Source organism: Streptomyces sp. NPDC001880 (assembly GCF_053594575.1).
In genome coordinates this window covers 1-18,197 of sequence record NZ_JBSFET010000074.1, presented here as the reverse complement: position 1 = coordinate 18,197, position 18,197 = coordinate 1, and the positions used below count along the sequence as shown (strand labels likewise).

Here is an 18,197-nt window from a genome sequence, read left to right as displayed (position 1 = left end):
CCCGGTTCGGGCCCAGAGTAGCCGGTGTCCGTGACATATCACGTCGAGCGGGCCGAACCGGCTGCGGGACGCGGAGGCTACCGGGTCGCTCACCGGCCGGGTGGGGTCCCACGGGTGGTCGGCGACGGTGATGACAGACTGGACGGCATGGCTTACGACGATCTTCGTTCCCTCCTCCGGGCCCTGGAGCGCGAGGGCGAGCTCAAGCGCATCAAGGCCGAGGTCGACCCCTACCTGGAGGTCGGCGAGATCGTCGACCGGGTGAACAAGGCGGGCGGCCCCGCGCTGCTCTTCGAGAACGTCAAGGGGTCCTCGATGCCCCTGGCCATGAACGTCTTCGGGACCGACAGGCGACTGCTCAAGGCGCTCGGGCTGAAGTCCTACTCCGACATCAGCGACAAGATCGGCGGGCTGCTCAAGCCGGAGCTGCCGCACGGCTTCGTCGGGGTGCGCGAGGCCTTCGGCAAGCTCGGCTCGATGGTGCACGTCCCGCCGAAGAAGGTGAAGCCGGAAAGCGCGCCCGTGCAGGAGGTCGTGCTCACCGGCGACGACGTGGACCTGGATCGGCTGCCCGCGCTCTTCACCTGGCCCGAGGACGGCGGCTCCTTCTTCAACCTGGGCCTCACCCACACCAAGCACCCGGAGACCGGCGTACGGAACCTGGGGCTGTACCGGCTCCAGCGCCACGACCGCCGCACCATCGGGATGCACTGGCAGATCCACAAGGACAGCCGCAACCACTACCAGGTCGCCGCCAGGCGCGGCGAGCGGCTGCCGGTCGCCATCGCGTTCGGCGCGCCGCCCGCGGTGACGTACGCCTCCACCGCACCGCTGCCGGGGGACATCGACGAGTACCTCTTCGCCGGGTTCATCCAGGGCAAGCGGATCGAGATGGTCGACTGCAAGACCGTGCCGCTCCAGGTCCCGGCCCAGGCGGAAGTGGTCATCGAGGGGTGGCTGGAGCCCGGGAAGATGCTTCCCGAGGGACCGTTCGGCGACCACACCGGCTTCTACACGCCGCAGGAACCGTTCCCCGCGCTGACCATCGACTGCGTGACCATGCGGAAGCGTCCGCTGCTCCAGTCGATCGTGGTGGGCCGGCCGCCGACCGAGGACGGGCCGCTGGGACGCGCCACCGAACGGTTCTTCCTGCCGCTCCTCAAGATCATCGTGCCGGACATCGTGGACTACCACCTGCCGGAGGCCGGGGGCTTCCACAACTGTGCGATCGTCTCGATCGACAAGAAGTACCCGAAGCACGCCCAGAAGGTGATGAGCGCCATCTGGGGGGCGCACATGATGTCGCTGACCAAGCTGATCGTGGTCGTGGACTCCGACTGCGATGTCCACGATCTGCACGAGGTGGCGTGGCGGGCGCTCGGCAACACGGACTACGCGCGGGACCTGACGGTCACCGAGGGCCCCGTCGACCATCTCGACCATGCTTCCTACCAGCAGTTCTGGGGTGGCAAGGCGGGCATCGACGCGACGAAGAAGTGGCCCGAGGAGGGCTACACCCGGGACGGAGGCTGGCCGAACATGGTCGAGTCCGACCCCGAGACGGCGGCGAAGGTCGATCGCCGGTGGAAGGAATACGGACTGTGAGCGCCGCCGAAGCAGCAGTGGGCTCAGGGCCCGTACACCCGAGCAGCAAGGTCAAGGCGTTCCTGCGGCTCGTGATGATCGAGCACTCGGTCTTCGCGCTGCCCTTCGCGTACATCGCCGCCCTGACCGCGATGTTCCAGGCGGACAAGTCCATCCACTGGGGCACCCTGCTGCTCGTCACGGTCGCGATGGTGGGGCTGCGGACCTTCGCGATGGCCTGCAACCGGATCATCGACCGGGAGATCGACGCCCGTAACCCGCGCACCGCGAGCCGGGAGCTGGTCACCGGGGCGGTCTCGGTGAGGTCGGCATGGACGGGGGCGCTCGTCGCCGTCGTCTTCTTCCTCGGCGCGGCCGCGCTGCTGAACCCGCTCTGTCTGGCGCTGGCGCCGGTCGCCGTCGTGCCGATGGTGGTCTATCCGTACGGGAAGCGGTTCACCCACTACCCGCACGCCATCCTCGGCATCGCGCAGGCGATAGGGCCGATCGGGGCCTGGCTCGCGGTGACCGGCAGTTGGTCGTGGGACGCGGTGATCCTCGGTCTCGCGGTGGGGATCTGGATCGGCGGCTTCGACCTGATCTTCGGCTGCCAGGACGTCCAGGCGGACCGGGCGCACGGGGTGCTCTCGGTGCCGGCCCGCTTCGGCATTCCGGCCGCGCTGTGGGGTGCGCGGATCTGCCATGTGGTGACGACCGGGCTGCTGGTCTGGTTCGGGCTGGCCACTCGGGCCGGCCTGTTCTACTGGTTCGGCATGCTGATCGTCGCCGTCGCGTTCGTGTACGAGCACCGGGTGGTGCGGCCGCACGATCTGTCCCGGCTGAACCGGGCCTTCTTCTCGGTCAACGGCTTCATCGGGATCGCGCTCTTCGTGTGCGCCCTGCTGGACCTGTTGGTTCGGGGCCTGGCCGCCTGAGACGGCCTTACGGGGCCGCGGTCTTCGCGCGGTCGCCGGCGGTCCACGCCGACGCGGACCGGCCCCACGACGCGGCCGTCGTTCCCCCTGCCGTCCCTTGTCGCTCCTGTTCCCGCCCGTGGAACGCCCGAGGCACCTTACTCAGTTCCGGTTTCGTACCGCCGGATAGGCTCAGGAGTGTGGATTCCGGGACTTCAGTGAGTCAGCACCAGCGACAGCCTTGGATTGTCGGGGTTTCAGGCGCTTCGGGCACCCCATTCGCCGCCGCCGTGCTGCGCGGTCTGCTGGCCGCGGGGGAGAGCGTCGATCTGGTGGTGAGCCGGGCCTCGCGGCTGACGCTGCTGGACGAGACCGGGATCGCGTTCCGCGACGGGCACTGGCAGGAGGATCTGCGCAGCTGGCTGGCGCGCGGGGCGGACGGGAATCCGCACACCTTCGACGTGGACATCGAGGGCGTACGGCACTGGGCGGCCGGTGATCTGGGAGCGGGCCCGTCCTCGGGGTCGTACCCGGCGAAGGGGATGCTGATCGTCCCGGCCTCGACGGCCTGTGTGGCCGGAGTGGCGCTCGGGCTCTCGAAGGATCTGCTCCAGCGGGCCGCGAGCGTGACGCTCAAGGAGCGGCGCAAGCTGGTCGTAGCGGTGCGGGAGACTCCGCTGAACGGGCAGACGCTGAAGCATCTGGTGAGCCTGGACGAGGCGGGCGCCGTGGTGCTGCCCGCCTCTCCGGCGTTCTACGCGGGGGCGACACACATCCAGCATCTGGTGGACTTCGTCGCCGGGCGGGTACTGGACGCGGCGGGCGTGCCGCACGACCTGTACCGCCGGTGGGAGGGGGAGCTCGGTGGTGGCTCCCGTGACTCCCGTGGCTGAGCCTGTGGTCAGCGCTTCTTCATGGCGCGCGGCTTGCGGGTCCGGTCGACCCGGTGCGCGGCGGCGGGCTGGTGGGCACGCGAGCGGTTGGCCAGGTCCTGCAGCTCGCGCATTCGGGCGTAGGCCATCTCGATCGAGTACACGGTGTTCTCACTCCTGAAGATTCGAAAGCATTTTTTGGATGTTCGGGAAGATTTGCAGGCGGTGAAGCCTGCATGCCTTAGATTCTACACGTAAACTCGCGATACTGCTGAACAATGGAAGGTTTCAGTCATATGGACGCGGTGGACAGGCAGCTCATCCAGGCCCTCAGAGAGAACGGCAGGGCCTCGTATGCCGAGCTGGGACGGCTCGTCGGGCTCTCCGGGCCCAGCGTCACCGACCGCATCAATCGGCTGGAAAGCGCCGGTGTCATCACCGGCTACCGCGCCACCGTCGACGCCGCGTCCCTGGGGCTCGGGGTCACGGCCCTGATCGGCATCTCGCTCTCCGACGCGGCCGATCACGAGGACGTGGCGCGTCGGCTGAAGGACCTCGCGGAGATCGAGGACGCCTGGTTCATCGCGGGCGACGACTCGTACATGCTCAAGGTGCGCGTCGGCAACGTGGACGGGTTGGAGAAGACCATCCGCCGGCTCAGCGGCACGAGGGGCGTCTCGCGCACGCGCACCACGATCGTGCTCTCCACCAAGTGGGAGAACCGGGTCGGAGAACTCCCCGAGGAGCCGTAGGCGTAACGTGGTGGGGCCCCCGGGGGACCGGGGGTTTCGCCCGGCAGCACCGTCACCGGGAAACGCACAGCACGTAGACAACTGGGAGGCAGCCGCATGGACGTCGGGCTCAAGCGCGAGCTGGAGGAGAAGGTCCGCGCAGGGGAGCGCCTGACCCGTGAGGACGGCATCGCCCTCTACGAGTCGGACGACCTGGCCTGGCTCGGCGGCCTGGCGCACGAGGTGCGGACGCGGCTGAACGGCGACGTCGTGCACTTCAACGTCAACCGGCACCTCAACATGACCAATGTGTGCACCGCTTCGTGCGCCTACTGCTCGTTCCAGCGCAAGCCGGGCGAGAAGGACGCGTACACCATGCGCATCGAGGAGGCCGTCCGCCTCGCGAAGGCGATGGAGGGCGAGAACCTCACCGAGCTGCACATCGTCAACGGACTGCACCCCACCCTGCCCTGGCGTTACTACCCGCGCTCGTTGAGCGCGCTGAAGGAGGCCCTGCCGCAGGTCTCCCTCAAGGCGTTCACCGCCACCGAGATCCACCACTTCGAGACCATCTCCGGGCTCTCGGCCTCCGAGATCCTGGACGAGCTGATCGAGGCCGGCCTGGAGTCGCTGACCGGCGGCGGTGCGGAGATCTTCGACTGGGAGGTCCGTCAGCACATCGTGGACCACAACACCCACTGGGAGGACTGGTCGCGCATCCACCGCCTGGCGCACGAGAAGGGGCTCAAGACCCCGGCGACCATGCTGTACGGGCACATCGAGGAGCCCCGGCACCGCGTCGACCACGTGCTGCGGCTGCGTGAGCTCCAGGACGAGACCGGCGGCTTCCAGGTCTTCATCCCGCTGCGCTACCAGCACGACTTCGTCGACATGCAGGACGGCAAGGTCCGCAACAAGCTCCAGGCGCGGACGACCATGGCGACCGGCGCCGAGGCGCTGAAGACCTTCGCGGTCTCGCGGCTGCTCTTCGACAACATCCCGCACGTCAAGGTCTTCTGGGTGATGCACGGTGTGCAGACCGCCCAGCTCGCGCTGCAGCACGGCGCGGACGACATGGACGGCTCGGTCGTCGAGTACAAGATCACGCACGACGCGGACAACTACGGGACGCCGAACAAGCTCGGCCGCGAGGATCTGCTGGACCTCATCCGCGACGCGGGCTTCCGGCCCGTCGAGCGCAACACCCGGTACGAGATCATCCGCGAGTACCCGGGCCCCGACGCCGGGCGGCGCGAGTCGCCGCAGCCGATGCGTGTCTGACCCGTTCGTCGTCAGCGGTTCGGTTCCATGGGAGCCCCGGCCTTCGGCCGGGGCTCCCTCGCGTGCCGGACATGGTGTGTGGCCACGGACAGGTAACGGAGGCGCGCCCGCCCCTTTGGTGGAGCCCTCCGAACTGATCGATTCCGGGGCATGCTTCACTGGTCGGGCAGGATCGAAGCACCGTTATACGTTGAGAGAGAGGCCAACTGTGTCCGTTGCCAAGCCGAGCGCGACGATTCGGTACACCGCGATGCGCCTCGGCATCTTCGTCGGCTGCCTCCTCGTCGCGGCCGTGGCCGTCCACTTCGGCCTGCTGCCCGCCGGGGCGAACGGCTCCAATCCCATCTGGGTGGTTCTCCTCGCCCTGATCCTGTCCGCCCCGCTCAGTTTTGTGCTGCTGCGCAAGCAGCGCGACGAGATGTCCGAGCAGATCGTGTCCACGGTCGGCCGCGCCAAGGCGCGCCTCGATGCGAACCGGACCCGCGAGGACAGCGTCACCTCACGCCGCAGTGACGACAGCGTGAAGGCTGCGTAAGCTTCCTCACACCCGCAGAGTTTTCCTTCGAAACCCCAGTACCGGAGCGCCCGCTCCTGTACTGGGGTTTTGCCGTTCCCGCGGGTTCCGGGACGAACCGGGGCGCGGTGGCGGCGGTTCCGTGCACCCGCCGGGGTCAAAGAAGAGCTTTGAGATCCTCAAAGTTCAAGTGTTAACGTGTTCGGCGTGAAGACAGCAGTGCGCCATCGATACGCCGCGAGCGTCCCGCTCGTGGAGCGCCTGCACGTCGATCTCTGCCGCTGTATGTCCGCGGTCTGTTGCCGCACGGTCTGAACGGCACCATGCAGCGGCGCCGCCCCTGACGCGGGCGCCGCATCCCCGTCCCCGCACAGTCGCCCCCGTGCGCCCCGATGCGTCACATCTGGAGTGTGTCCGTGTCCGCGAATCCCGCGTCCACCGCTGCCGGCAGCCCGTCCGGCTCCGGTTTCCGTATACCCAAGGTCCCGTTCTGGGCCCAGATCGTCGCCGGTCTCGTCCTCGGTGTCGTGCTCGGCTGGCTCACGCGCACGTACGACATCGGGTGGCTCTACGCCACGCTCGACCAGGTCGGCCACCTCTTCGTCCAGCTGCTGAAGCTGGCCGTCGCGCCCCTCGTCTTCTTCGCGATCCTGGTGTCGATCACCAACCTGCGCAAGGTCAACAACGCCGCCCGGCTGGCCACCCGCACCCTGCTCTGGTTCATGATCACCTCGCTGATCGCGGTCTCCATCGGCCTCGCGATCGGCCTGGTCACCAACCCGGGCTCCGGAACGGGCCTCACGCCGAAGGACGGCAAGCTGCCGGAGGACGCGGGCTCCTGGCTCGACTTCCTCACCGGCATCATCCCGGACAACGTGATCACGCCGTTCACCGAGCTGAACGTGCTCCAGATCGTCTTCATGGCCGCCGTCGCCGGTATCGCCGCGCTCCAGCTCGGAGAGAAGGCCCAGCCGATCCTCACCCTCAGCGAGTCCGTACTGGAGCTCCTCCAGAAGGCCCTGTGGTGGGTCATCCGCCTCGCCCCCATCGGCACCGTCGGCCTCATCGGCTACGCGATCGCCGACTACGGCTGGGACCTGCTCGGCAAGTACGCGACGTTCACCGCCGACGTATACATCGGCTGCGCCCTGGTGCTGTTCGGCGTGTACCCGCTGCTGCTCGTCACCGCCGCCAAGCTCAGCCCGGTGCAGTTCTTCAAGGGCGCCTGGCCGGCCATCCAGCTGGCCTTCGTCTCCCGCTCCTCGGTCGGCACCATGCCGGTCACCCAGAAGGTCACCGAGCGCCTCGGCGTCCCGAAGGAGTACGCCTCCTTCTCCGTCCCGTTCGGCGCCACCACCAAGATGGACGGCTGCGCCGCGATCTACCCGGCGCTGGCGGCGATCTTCATCGCGCAGATCTTCGACGTGCAGCTCGGCGTCGGTGACTACGTCCTGATCGCGTTCGTCTCGGTGATCGGTTCGGCGGCCACCGCCGGACTCACCGGTGCGACGGTCATGCTGACCCTCACCCTGTCGACGTTGGGCCTCCCGCTGGAGGGCGTCGGCCTGCTCATGGCCATCGACCCGATCCTGGACATGATGAGGACGGCGACGAACGTAGCCGGGCAGGCACTGGTACCGGTGATCGTCTCGGCCCGCGAGAAGATCCTCGACCACGACGCGTACAACTCGGCCTCCTCCTCCCCGGTCGACGACGAGGTGCGCGACACCGAGCCGGAGCGGGTGCCGGTCGCCGCGTAACCGCTCAGGCACGACACGCGCCGGCGCCCCCGGTCCGCCTTCGGGCAGGACCGGGGGCGCCGGCGCGTACGGCGGGGTGGAGGAACCCGTACCGGGGAGCGGCCCGCCGGCGAACCCGTGGCGGGAGCCGGGACGGACCGGCCTGACGCCCGAGGTGCTCACGGGGTGCCTGGAAAACTATGCGAGGGCGAGGAAGAGGAGGAAGAGGCGGCGTCGGCACCCCGCGCCGCGTCGGCCCCCCGCACGGCCCCCGAGAGCGCGGCGACCGGCGGGGACGACTGCGAGGGCGACGCCGACAGTTAGAGCCTCTCGTCCGGATCGGGCCGGGCTCGTGGGGGTCCGGCACGATCCGGACGAAAGACCCTGCTGTCGACTTCCCCTTGCCTGATGAGGCGTCAGGCATGACGATGGCCCCCGCGCACCGTCAAGTGACGGTGCGTCAGATTCGCTCGGGGAGGAGGCCGTCCGGTGCCGATATCACCCACCGGGCCGCTGTCGTACGGGATGCAGCTGCCGATCCAGTCGCAGAGCACCATCTACGCCGAGGGGTGGGAGGCGGCGGCCACCCCGGCCGACCTCGCCGCGATCGCCCGCACCGCCGACCGCACCGGCTTCGCCTATCTGGCGAGCTGCGACCATGTCGCGATCCCCCGGCGGCTCGCCGGGGTCATGGGCACCGTCTGGTACGACCCGGTCGCCACCCTCTCCCTGCTCGCCGGGATCACCGAGCGAGTCCTGCTGATGAGCCATGTCGCCGTCGTCGGGCTGCGCCACCCGCTGGCCACCGCCAAGCAGTACGCCACCCTCGACCACCTCAGCGGCGGCCGGCTGATCCTCGGGGTCGGGGCCGGGCACGTGCCGGAGGAGTTCGAGGCGCTCGGGGCGGACTTCGACGGGCGGGGCAAGGTGCTCGACGAGACCATTGACGCGCTGAAGGCGGCGCTCGGCCCGGAGGAGTACCCGGAGTTCGCGGGGGAGCGGTTCTCCTTCAGCGGCCTCGGACAGCTGCCTCGGCCGGCCCAGGAGCGGGTGCCGGTCTGGGTGGGCGGCTCCTCGCCGGCCGCCGTGCGCCGGGCGGCCGTGCGGGGCGACGGCTGGCTGCCGCAGGGCGACCCCCGGGAGAAGCTGCCCGCGCAGATCGCCCGGCTGAAGGAGCTGCGGGAGGCGGCCGGGGTCGAGGCGCCGATCGTCATCGGTGCGATCACCGAGCCGCTGTACGTCGGTGAGCCGGCGTGGTCCGTCGGGCGGCGCACCCTCACCGGGAAGCCGGAGGCCCTCGCCGAGTCGCTGCGCGCGTACCGGGCCATGGGCGTCCATCAGATCCAGGTGCGGTTCCGCAGTCGGAGCCGCAGCGAACTGACCGACCAGATGGCGGTGTTCGCCGCCGAGGTCGCACCTCATCTCGACAGGTAGGAGTCAGGTCATGGGCAAGCTGGACGGGCGGACCGTACTCATCAGCGGTGCGGCGCGCGGGCAGGGCGAGCAGGAGGCGCGGCTCTTCGCCGCTCAGGGCGCGCGGGTGGTGATCGCCGATGTGCTCGACGAGCAGGGCGAGGCGCTGGCCAAGGAGATACGGGAGGAGCGGGGGGCGGACGTCGCCCGGTTCGTCCGCCTCGACGTGAGCCGGGAGGAGGACTGGCAGGCCGCGGTCGCCGCCGCGAAGGACGCCTTCGGGCGGATCGACGGGCTGGTCAACAACGCGGGGATCCTGCGGTTCAACGAACTGGTGAGCACGCCGCTGGAGGAGTTCCAGCAGGTGGTGCAGGTCAATCAGGTGGGCGCCTTCCTCGGGATCAAGAACGTCGCGCCGGAGATCGAGGCCGCGGGCGGCGGGACCATCGTCAACACCGCCTCGTACACAGGGCTCACGGGCATGGCGTTCGTGGGCGCGTACGCCGCCACCAAGCACGCGGTGCTCGGGCTGACCCGGGTGGCGGCGATGGAGCTGGCCGCGAAGGGGATACGGGTCAACGCCGTCTGCCCCGGGGCCGTGGACACCGCGATGACCAACCCGGCGGCGCTGGACCCGGCCGCGGACCCGGAGGAGTCCAAGGCGGCGGTGGCCGAGCTGTACCGCAAGCTCGTGCCGCTGGGCCGGATCGGGCGGCCGGAGGAGGTGGCGGCGCTGGCGCTCTTCCTGACCTCGGAGGACTCCTCGTACATCACCGGGCAGCCGTTCGTGATCGACGGGGGATGGCTGGCGGGCGTCAGTCTGTTCTGACCAGAGCTGACGATGCGTCAGGTATTGACGGGTGCGAGTGCCGGTGGAACAGTCGGACGCATCACGATCTGACGGAGTGTCAGAAACGATTGAGGACGGTGAACCCCCTTGGAATTCGGGCTCTTTGTACAGGGGTACGTGCCCGCCGCGCGAGCCAAGGTCGACCCCGGGGCAGAGCACAAGGCGCTGATCGAGGAGACCGAGTACGTCATCCAGGCGGACAAGTCCGGCTTCAAGTACGCCTGGGCCTCCGAGCACCACTTCCTGGAGGAGTACTCGCACCTCTCGGCCAACGACGTGTACCTGGGCTACCTCGCCCACGCCACCGACCGCATCCACCTCGGATCCGGCATCTTCAACCCGCTCGCCCCGGTCAACCACCCGGTGAAGGTGGCCGAGAAGGTCGCCATGCTCGACCACCTGTCGGAGGGACGCTTCGAGTTCGGCTCGGGGCGCGGGGCCGGCAGCCACGAGATCCTCGGGTTCATGCCGGGCATCACCGACATGAACCACACCAAGGAACTCTGGGAAGAGACCATCGCCGAGTTCCCCAAGATGTGGCTCCAGGACGAGTACGTCGGCTTCCAGGGCAAGCACTGGTCGCTGCCGCCGCGCAAGGTCCTGCCCAAGCCGTACGGGAAGTCGCACCCGGCGATGTGGTACGCGGCCGGCTCGCCGTCCTCGTACGCGATGGCGGGCAAGAAGGGGCTCGGCGTGCTGGGCTTCAGCGTGCAGAAGGTCTCCGACATGGAGTGGGTCGTCGAGTCCTACAAGACGGCCGTCAAGGAGGCCGAGCCCGTAGGGGACTTCGTCAACGACAACGTCATGGTCACCTCCACGGCCATCTGCGCCGAGACGCACGCCAAGGCCGTCGAGATCGCGGTGGGCGGCGGGCTGAACTACCTCCAGTCGCTGCTCTTCCGCTACCACGACACGTTCCCCCGGCCGGAGGGGATCCCGGAGTGGCCCGAGCTGCTCCCGGAGTACACCGAGGAGATCATCGAGCTGCTGATCGCCGAGGAGCTGATGATCTGCGGCGATCCGGACGAGGTGCTGGCGCAGTGCAAGCGGTGGGAGCAGGCGGGGGCGGACCAGCTGAGCTTCGGGCTGCCGATCGGGGTGAGCCGTCAGGACACGCTGAACTCGATCAAGCTGATCGGTGAGCACGTGATCCCGAAGATCGACACGGACCCGGTCCACCGGACCTCCCGCTTCCGTGACGCGGCCTGAGAGAACAAGCCCCTCCGGCGATTGAGGAGCGGCAGCTCGGGGGCGGTGCGCCTGCGGCGGGCCTGTTCCCCTGCCCGCCCCTTCCCGCACCCGGGGCTCCGCCCCGAACCCCGCTCCTCGATCGCCGCGGGGGCTGGATTCTGCCCGGCCGGGCTCGATCCGGCCCCCGCCGAAAGCTGCGGCGTCTTCCCGGACCGCCGCTCCGTGGAGCCGGGGTGCGTACCGCGGCCGTGCGCACCCCGGCTGCACACCCGCCCACCGCAGAAGCACCCACCCACCACAGAAGGGAACCCCGGCATGCTCGACCACCTCATCCGCGGAGCGACCGTCGTGGACGGCACCGGCGGGCCCTCGTACCCCGCCGACATCGGCATCCGTGACGGCCGTATCGCCGTCATCGCCGAACCGGGCACGCTCACCGAGGAGGCCGTCACCGCCGAGGACGCCACCGGTCTCGTTCTCGCGCCCGGGTTCGTCGACCCGCACACCCACTACGACGCCCAGCTCTTCTGGGACCCGTACGCCACCCCGTCCATGAATCACGGCGTCACCACCGTCGCCGGAGGCAACTGCGGGTTCACCCTCGCCCCGCTGCACCCCGAGCGCCCCGAGGACGCCGACTACACCCGGCGGATGATGTCGCGGGTGGAGGGCATGGCCCTCAAGGCGCTGGAGGAGGGCGTCGACTGGACCTGGTCCAGCTTCCGCGAATACCTGGACGCCCTCGAAGGGCGGATCGCCGTCAACGCCGGGTTCATGGTCGGGCACTGCGCCCTGCGCAGGCACGTCATGGGCGCCGACGCGATCGGCGGACAGCCCACCCCCGCCCAGCTGCACGCCATGCTCGCGCTGTTCCACGACGCGATGGACGCCGGGGCCTGGGGGCTGTCCACCACCCAGTCGGCCACCCACTCCGACGGCGACGGGCAGCCCGTCGCCTCCCGGCACGCCCTGCCCGAGGAGCTCCTCGCCCTCTCCCGGGCCGTCGGCGAACACGAGGGCACCCAGCTCGAAGCGATCGTCGCGGGCTGCCTCGACCAGTTCTCCGACGAGGAGATCGAGCTGCTCGTCGACATGACCGCCACCGCCGGACGCCCGCTGAACTGGAACGTCCTCACCATCGACGCCGCCGTCCCCGAACGCGTACCGCGTCAGCTCGTGCCCAGCGAACGGGCCCGCCGGGCCGGTGGCCGGATCGTCGCGCTCACCATGCCGATCCTCACCCCGATGAACATGTCGCTCGGCACCTTCTGCGCGCTCAACCTCATACCCGGCTGGGGCGAGATCCTCGCCCTCCCCGTCCCCGAGCGCATCGAACGGCTCCGCGACGCCGCCACCCGCGCCGAGATGCTGCGCCGCGCCGACAGCAAGGAGGCCGGCGTCTTCCGCCGCCTCGCCGACTTCGGCCGGTACGTCATCGGCGACACCTACAGCGAGGCCAACGAAGGGCTGACCGGCCGCGTCGTGCGCGACATCGCCGCCGAGCGCGGGCTGGACCCCTTCCACTGCCTCGTCGAGATCTGCGCCGCCGACGAGCTGCGCACGGTGCTGTGGCCGATGCCCACCGACAACGACCCCGCCTCCTGGGCGCTGCGCCGGGAGACCTGGGAGCACGAGGACGTCATGCTCGGCGGCTCCGACGCGGGCGCGCACCTGGACCGGATGTGCGGCGCTCCGTACACCACCCGGTTCCTCGGCGACTGTCTGCGCGGACGGAAGCTCGTCCCTCTCGAACAGGCCGTGAAGATGCTCACCGACGACCCCGCCCGGCTCTTCGGGCTCCGCGACCGGGGCCGGATCGAGGAGGGCTTCCACGCCGACCTCGTCCTCTTCGACCCGGAGCGGATCGACGCCGGGCCCGCCACCCTCGTCCACGATCTGCCCGGCGACAGCCCACGGCTCGACTCCCGGGCGATCGGCATCGTGTCGGTCCGGGTCAACGGGGTGGAGACGCTGCGCGACGACAAGGTGACCGGGGCGGTCCCGGGAACGGTGCTCCGTTCCGGGCGCGACACCAGGACGGTGAGCACCGTATGAGCGAGGGAAGCAGGCGCCTGTTCATCGGCGGGCGGTGGACCGAGCCCGAGCACGGCCATTACGAGGTGATCGACCCGGCCACCGAGGAGGTCGTCGGCCTCGCCCCCGAGGCGAGCCGCGAGCAGGTCCACGCGGCGGCGGCAGCGGCCCGGGAGGCCTTCGCCGGCTGGTCGCGCACCCGCCCCGAGGAGCGGGCCGAGATCCTCGACCGGGCCGCCGGCCTGATGCTGCGCGACCTCGACGACCACGCCGCGCTCGCCCGCGCGGAGAGCGGCGCCACCACGGCGACGGCCCGGGGGATGCAGGTCGCCGTCGGTGCCGCCCGCTTCCGCCGGTACGCCAGGGGCGCCCTGGAGCCGGTGGAGGAGGCGGTCGCGCCGCAGATCAACGAGGCCGGGCCGATGGGGCGGGCCGGGGTCTTCGGAGCGCTCGCCGTCCGCCAGCCGGTCGGCGTCGTCACCTGCATCACCTCGTACAACAACCCCTGGGCCAACCCGGCGGGCAAGGTGGCCCCCGCACTGGCGATGGGCAACACGGTCGTCGTGAAGCCCGCCCCGCAGGATCCGCTCTCCGTCTACCGGATGGCCGAGGCGCTCGAAGCGGCGGGCGTCCCGGCGGGTGTCGTCAATGTCGTCACCGGATCGGGCCCCGAGGCGGGGGAGGCCGCAGTCGACTCCCCGGACGTCGACATGGTCAGCTTCACCGGTTCCACGGCCGTCGGGCAGCGCATCGCCGAGGTGTGCGGACGGGGCATGAAGCGGCAGCTGATGGAGCTGGGCGGCAAGGGCGCCGCCGTCGTCCTCGACGACGCGGACCTCGACTCGGCGGCGGCGGGGATCGGCACCACGTTCTCCTTCTACAGCGGCCAGATCTGTACGGCCCCGACCCGGGTCCTCGTCCAGCGCGGCGTCCACGACGCGCTGCTCGGGAAGCTCGCCGCGTACGCGGGCCACCTGAAGATGGGCGATCCGGCGGCCAGGGGAACGGTCGTCGGACCGGTCATCTCGGCCGCCCACCGCGACCGCGTCGAGTCGTACATAGAGCTGGGCCGGAAGGAGGGGGCGCGGGTCGTCACGGGCGGCGAACGCCCGGCCGGGCCGGAGCGCGGTTTCTACGTCGCCCCGACCCTGCTCGCCGACTGCACCAACGACATGCGCGTCGTCCGCGAGGAGATCTTCGGCCCGGTCGTCGTGGTCGTCCCCTTCGACGACGAGGAGGAGGCCGTCGCGCTCGCCAACGACAGCGACTACGGACTGATCGACTACGTGTGGTCCTCGGACGTGGCCCGCGCCTTCCGGGTGGCCCGGCGGCTGCGTGCCGGCGGGGTCGGCGTGAACACCGTGGGGCGGAACATGGAGGCCCCGTTCGGCGGGTTCAAGAAGAGCGGTGTCGGGCGCGACGTGGGCTCGTACGCCCTGCACGCGTACAGCGAACTCCAGTCGATCGTCTGGCCCGGCTGAACCGGTACACGCCCGTGAGTGTCCGCTGATCGGACACTCACGGGAAATTTTGAATCACCACAAAACGGACAGTGGTGCGGTTCCCGTACGATGCTGCGATCGAGCCTTCGCCTCGCTTTGGAAGGCGAAGTTCGTGAATTGCCTTCAATTAACCAAGGTTTTGCCGTATCGTTACCTAAAACTCAAGGGTGAGGCGGCGGAGTCACATCCTCCAGATGTGGAAATCGTAGCGTTTATCGTCCTTTTCATGACTCAGCTGGACGTGCGGCAACAGGCCGGAGACGCGGCAGGGGGCTCCGCCCCGGCCGACGGTGGGGTACGTGGTAAGGGCCTCGGCGGGAACTCCGTCGGCCTGATGGGCAGCGCCGTCATCGGCATATCCACCGTCGCCCCCGTCTACTGCCTCACCTCCACCCTCGGCTCCACCGCGGGAGAGGTCGGCCTGCAGATGCCCGCCGTCTTCCTGGCCGGCTTCCTGCCGATGCTGCTCGTCGCCTTCGCGTACCGCGAGCTCAACAAGGCCATGCCGGACTGCGGCACCTCCTTCACCTGGACGGTCAAGGCGTTCGGCCCGCGCGTCGGCTGGATGTGCGGCTGGGGCCTGGTCATCGCGACGATCATCGTCCTGTCGAACCTGGCGGGCGTCGCCACCTCGTACTTCTGGCTCCTGGCGGGCGAGATCACCGGTAATCCCTCGATCGCCGCCCTGGACGACAGCAAACCCGTCCACATCGTGACCTGTCTGGCCCTGATCGCGATCGCCACGGCGGTCAGCTACCGGGGGATGACGGCCACCAAGGGCCTCCAGTACGCACTGGTGGGGCTCCAGCTCGTCGTGCTCGGCCTGTTCGTGGTGATGGCCGTGCAGAAGGCGCAGAGCGGCGACTTCGCCTCGTCGCTGGACTTCTCCTGGTCCTGGCTGAACCCGTTCGCCGTGGAGTCCTTCGCCACGTTCACCGCCGGTCTGTCGCTGTCGATCTTCATGTTCTGGGGCTGGGACGCCTGTCTGACCGCCAACGAGGAGACCACCGGCAGCGAGAAGACCCCCGGACGGGCCGCGCTCATCGCGATGGCCGTGCTGGTCGGCTCCTACCTGGCCACCGGGGTCGCCGCCCAGATGGCCGTCGGTTCCGGCACCTCCGGTCTGGGCCTGGCCAACCCCGACACCTCCGACAACGTCTTCGCCGCGCTGGCCGGTCCGATCATGGGTCCCGGCCTCGGCGTCCTGCTCTTCGTCGCCGTGCTCGCCTCGGCCGCCGCGAGCCTGCAGACCACCTTCATCCCGGTGGCCCGCACGGTGCTCGCGATGTCCACCTACGAGGCCCTGCCCGCCTCGTACGCCCGGGTCCACCCGCGCTTCCGTACCCCGGGGAAGGCCACGATCACCGCGGGCGTCGCGACCGGTGCCTTCTACACGGTCATGACCGTGGTCAGCGAGCACGTCCTGGTCGACACGATCTACGCGCTCGGCCTCATGATCTGCTTCTACTACGCGCTGACGGCGTTCGCCTGCGTCTGGTTCTTCCGCGCCGACCTGACCCGCTCGTTCCGTGACCTGCTCTTCAAGGGCCTGTTCCCGGGCCTCGGCGGCATCCTGCTCACCGCGGTCTTCGGCAAGACCCTCTACGACATGTGGAACCCTGCGTACGGCTCCGGCTCGGCGGTCTTCGGGGTCGGCTCGGTGTTCGTCATCGGCGTCGGGCTGCTGGTGCTCGGTGTGGTGCTGATGCTGGTGATGCAGCGTCGCAGCCCGGCGTTCTTCCGCGGCGAGGTGCTGACCAAGGAGACCCCGTCGCTGGTCGTCGCGGACTGAGAGGCTGTCGGGTGACCTCGGACCGGAAGCGGAAGCGGTCTGGCGCGTGCGATTTCAAGGCGGAGGGGGGAGTCAACGCGGAGCGTTGGCGACCGACGACAACGCGGGAAGCGTGCGTGCCAGGGCGTGGCCGCCCGGTCGGAGGTCACCCGACAGCCTCTGAGGCCCCGGCGTCCGGGGCCCTCGCCGAAAACCGCGTGCGCGCGGGTACGGGGACGGGCTAGGGTCCCGGGCATGTACTTCATGTATCAGATCTACGGCTGACACACGGGCGGGGCATGTACCCCGTCCCGCCGAGTCCGAGTGCGCCCACGGTGATTTCCGCCCGTGGCCGGCGCACCGGACCGCTGTGTCCCCATCGCCGTAGACCTGAAAAGAGTGATCCTCCATGTCACGTCGTCGTGCCCATGTCGCGATGATCGGCATTCCCGCCGTCAGCCATGTCCTGCCGAGCCTTGAGATCATCCGCGAGCTGGTGGCCCGGGGCCACCGGGTGACCTACGCCAACGACCCGGCGGTGGCCGGGCTGATCGAGACCACCGGCGCCGAGTTCGTCCCCTACACGTCCGTGCTGCCGGTCGCCGACAACGACTGGCCCGAGGACCCCATCGCCGCGATGGGCGTCTTCCTCGACGACGCGGTCCAGGCGCTCCCGCAACTGCGTGCCGTGTACGACGGCGACCCCGCGGACCTGTACCTCTACGACATCGGCGCCTACCCCGCGCGCGTCCTCGCGGAGACGCAGGACCGCCCCCTCATGCAGCTGTCCCCGACCTACGTGGGCTGGGAGGGCTACGACCAGGACGTCGCGGCGCAGCTGTGGCAGCTGCCGGGCGCCGACGCCTACCGGGCGAGGTTCAACCGGTGGCTCGCCGACTGCGGGACGTCCACCACCGACATGAACGTCTTCTGCGGCCGTCCCGCGCACACCCTGGCGACGATCCCGAAGGCGATGCAGCCGCACGCCGACCGGGTCGACACCGACACGGTCACGTTCGTCGGCCCCTGCTTCGGCACACGGGCGGACACGGCGAGCTGGACGCGTCCCGCCGATGCCGAGAACGTGCTGCTGGTCTCCCTGGGCTCGGCGTTCACGAACCGGCCGGAGTTCTACCGCCAGTGCCTGGCCGCCTACGGCGATCTGCCCGGCTGGCACGTCGTGCTCCAGATCGGGAAGTACACCGACCCGTCGGAACTCGGCGCCGTCCCGTCCAATGTCGAGGTGCACTCCTGGGTGCCCCAGCTCGCGATCCTGGGGCAGGCCGACGCCTTCGTCACCCACGCGGGGATGGGCGGCAGCAGTGAAGGGCTGTTCAGCGGTGTGCCGATGATCGCCGTGCCCCAGGCCGCCGACCAGTTCACCAACGCCGACCGGCTCGTCGAGCTGGGGGTGGCCCGCCGCATCGACACCGACGAGGCCACCGCCGAGGCCCTGCGGACCGCCCTGGCCGAACTCGTCGCCGATCCGGAGGTGGCCCGCCGCTCCGCGCTGCTGCGCGCCGCCGCGCGGGCCGAAGGCGGCACCACGCGGGCCGCCGACCTCATCGAGGAGCTGCTGGGCCGAGTCGAGGAGCTGCCGGGCTGACCGGCAGTTCTCCCTCCTTCTCGGGCGCGGGACCACCTCAGGCGTGAGCCCTGACGTCGTCCACGATGTGCTTGTCCAGTGCGGCACGCACCAGGGCTGCCGCGAGCACGGCGTCGAGGTCGACCTCACCGCGGCGCTGCCCGCCTGAACCAGTCCGAAGAACGGGTAATACGGAAAGCGTTTGGCCCGGACGAC

Annotated in this window: 16 protein-coding genes; 15 read left to right on the top strand and 1 reads right to left on the bottom strand. The window is 69.7% G+C overall.

Translation table 11 applies throughout. The features are described 5' to 3' along the window. Positions 1–147: 147 nt before the first annotated feature. From ACWCQ6_RS28045 to ACWCQ6_RS28035, 3 genes are all read left to right on the top strand, one after another. Positions 148–1,605 (top strand): menaquinone biosynthesis decarboxylase, encoded by a 1,458-nt coding sequence (locus tag ACWCQ6_RS28045; RefSeq protein ID WP_451093798.1) that lies wholly within the window; start codon positions 148–150, stop codon positions 1,603–1,605. Next, positions 1,602–2,519 carry a menaquinone biosynthesis prenyltransferase MqnP gene (gene mqnP / locus ACWCQ6_RS28040; RefSeq protein WP_451093796.1) on the top strand — a complete coding sequence of 306 codons (918 nt, stop codon included), beginning with the start codon at positions 1,602–1,604 and terminating at the stop codon, positions 2,517–2,519. Before ACWCQ6_RS28045 ends, mqnP begins: the two co-directional genes overlap by 4 nt. A 197-nt stretch (positions 2,520–2,716) precedes the next feature. Further along, positions 2,717–3,391 (top strand): UbiX family flavin prenyltransferase, encoded by a 675-nt coding sequence (locus ACWCQ6_RS28035; protein WP_451093794.1) that lies wholly within the window; start codon positions 2,717–2,719, stop codon positions 3,389–3,391. 8 nt (positions 3,392–3,399) lie between these two features. On the opposite strand, the gene ACWCQ6_RS28030 is transcribed toward ACWCQ6_RS28035, so the two are convergent. Then, on the bottom strand, positions 3,400–3,534 hold the full coding sequence (locus ACWCQ6_RS28030; RefSeq protein WP_358941099.1) for a hypothetical protein: 135 nt from the start codon (positions 3,532–3,534) through the stop codon (positions 3,400–3,402). 132 nt (positions 3,535–3,666) lie between these two features. Here ACWCQ6_RS28030 and ACWCQ6_RS28025 point away from each other — a divergent pair, with 132 nt between their 5' ends. The 12 genes from ACWCQ6_RS28025 (at position 3,667) to ACWCQ6_RS27970 (ending at position 18,002) form a co-directional block, all read left to right on the top strand. After that, positions 3,667–4,122: an Lrp/AsnC family transcriptional regulator gene (locus tag ACWCQ6_RS28025; protein WP_451093791.1), complete on the top strand. Its 456-nt coding sequence runs from the start codon at positions 3,667–3,669 to the stop codon at positions 4,120–4,122. A gap of 96 nt (positions 4,123–4,218) precedes the next feature. Continuing rightward, the gene (gene mqnE, locus ACWCQ6_RS28020; protein ID WP_451093789.1) at positions 4,219–5,382 is read left to right on the top strand and encodes an aminofutalosine synthase MqnE; all 1,164 of its coding nucleotides are present in this window, start codon (positions 4,219–4,221) and stop codon (positions 5,380–5,382) included. 208 nt (positions 5,383–5,590) lie between these two features. Continuing rightward, positions 5,591–5,917: a DUF4229 domain-containing protein gene (locus ACWCQ6_RS28015; protein WP_451093787.1), complete on the top strand. Its 327-nt coding sequence runs from the start codon at positions 5,591–5,593 to the stop codon at positions 5,915–5,917. 395 nt (positions 5,918–6,312) lie between these two features. Continuing rightward, entirely contained in the window at positions 6,313–7,656 is a 1,344-nt protein-coding gene (locus tag ACWCQ6_RS28010; RefSeq protein ID WP_451093785.1) for a dicarboxylate/amino acid:cation symporter, read from the top strand. Positions 7,657–7,821: 165 nt separating this feature from the next. After that, on the top strand, positions 7,822–7,959 hold the full coding sequence (locus ACWCQ6_RS28005; RefSeq protein WP_451093783.1) for a hypothetical protein: 138 nt from the start codon (positions 7,822–7,824) through the stop codon (positions 7,957–7,959). Between the two features lie 165 nt (positions 7,960–8,124). Further along, a complete protein-coding gene (locus ACWCQ6_RS28000; protein ID WP_451093781.1) occupies positions 8,125–9,069 on the top strand; it encodes an LLM class F420-dependent oxidoreductase in 945 nt (314 codons plus the stop codon). 10 nt (positions 9,070–9,079) lie between these two features. Then, positions 9,080–9,877 (top strand): SDR family NAD(P)-dependent oxidoreductase, encoded by a 798-nt coding sequence (locus tag ACWCQ6_RS27995; RefSeq protein WP_451093779.1) that lies wholly within the window; start codon positions 9,080–9,082, stop codon positions 9,875–9,877. Positions 9,878–9,985: 108 nt separating this feature from the next. Continuing rightward, entirely contained in the window at positions 9,986–11,107 is a 1,122-nt protein-coding gene (locus ACWCQ6_RS27990; protein ID WP_451093777.1) for an LLM class flavin-dependent oxidoreductase, read from the top strand. Positions 11,108–11,404: 297 nt separating this feature from the next. Then, positions 11,405–13,144 (top strand): N-acyl-D-amino-acid deacylase family protein, encoded by a 1,740-nt coding sequence (locus ACWCQ6_RS27985; protein ID WP_451093775.1) that lies wholly within the window; start codon positions 11,405–11,407, stop codon positions 13,142–13,144. Then, positions 13,141–14,604 (top strand): aldehyde dehydrogenase family protein, encoded by a 1,464-nt coding sequence (locus ACWCQ6_RS27980; RefSeq protein WP_451093773.1) that lies wholly within the window; start codon positions 13,141–13,143, stop codon positions 14,602–14,604. Before ACWCQ6_RS27985 ends, ACWCQ6_RS27980 begins: the two co-directional genes overlap by 4 nt. 247 nt (positions 14,605–14,851) lie before the next feature. Beyond that, positions 14,852–16,417, top strand: a complete 1,566-nt coding sequence (locus ACWCQ6_RS27975) for an APC family permease (RefSeq protein ID WP_451093771.1) — start codon at positions 14,852–14,854, stop codon at positions 16,415–16,417. Positions 16,418–16,805: 388 nt separating this feature from the next. After that, entirely contained in the window at positions 16,806–18,002 is a 1,197-nt protein-coding gene (locus ACWCQ6_RS27970) for a macrolide family glycosyltransferase (RefSeq protein WP_451093769.1), read from the top strand. Positions 18,003–18,197: the final 195 nt, after the last annotated feature.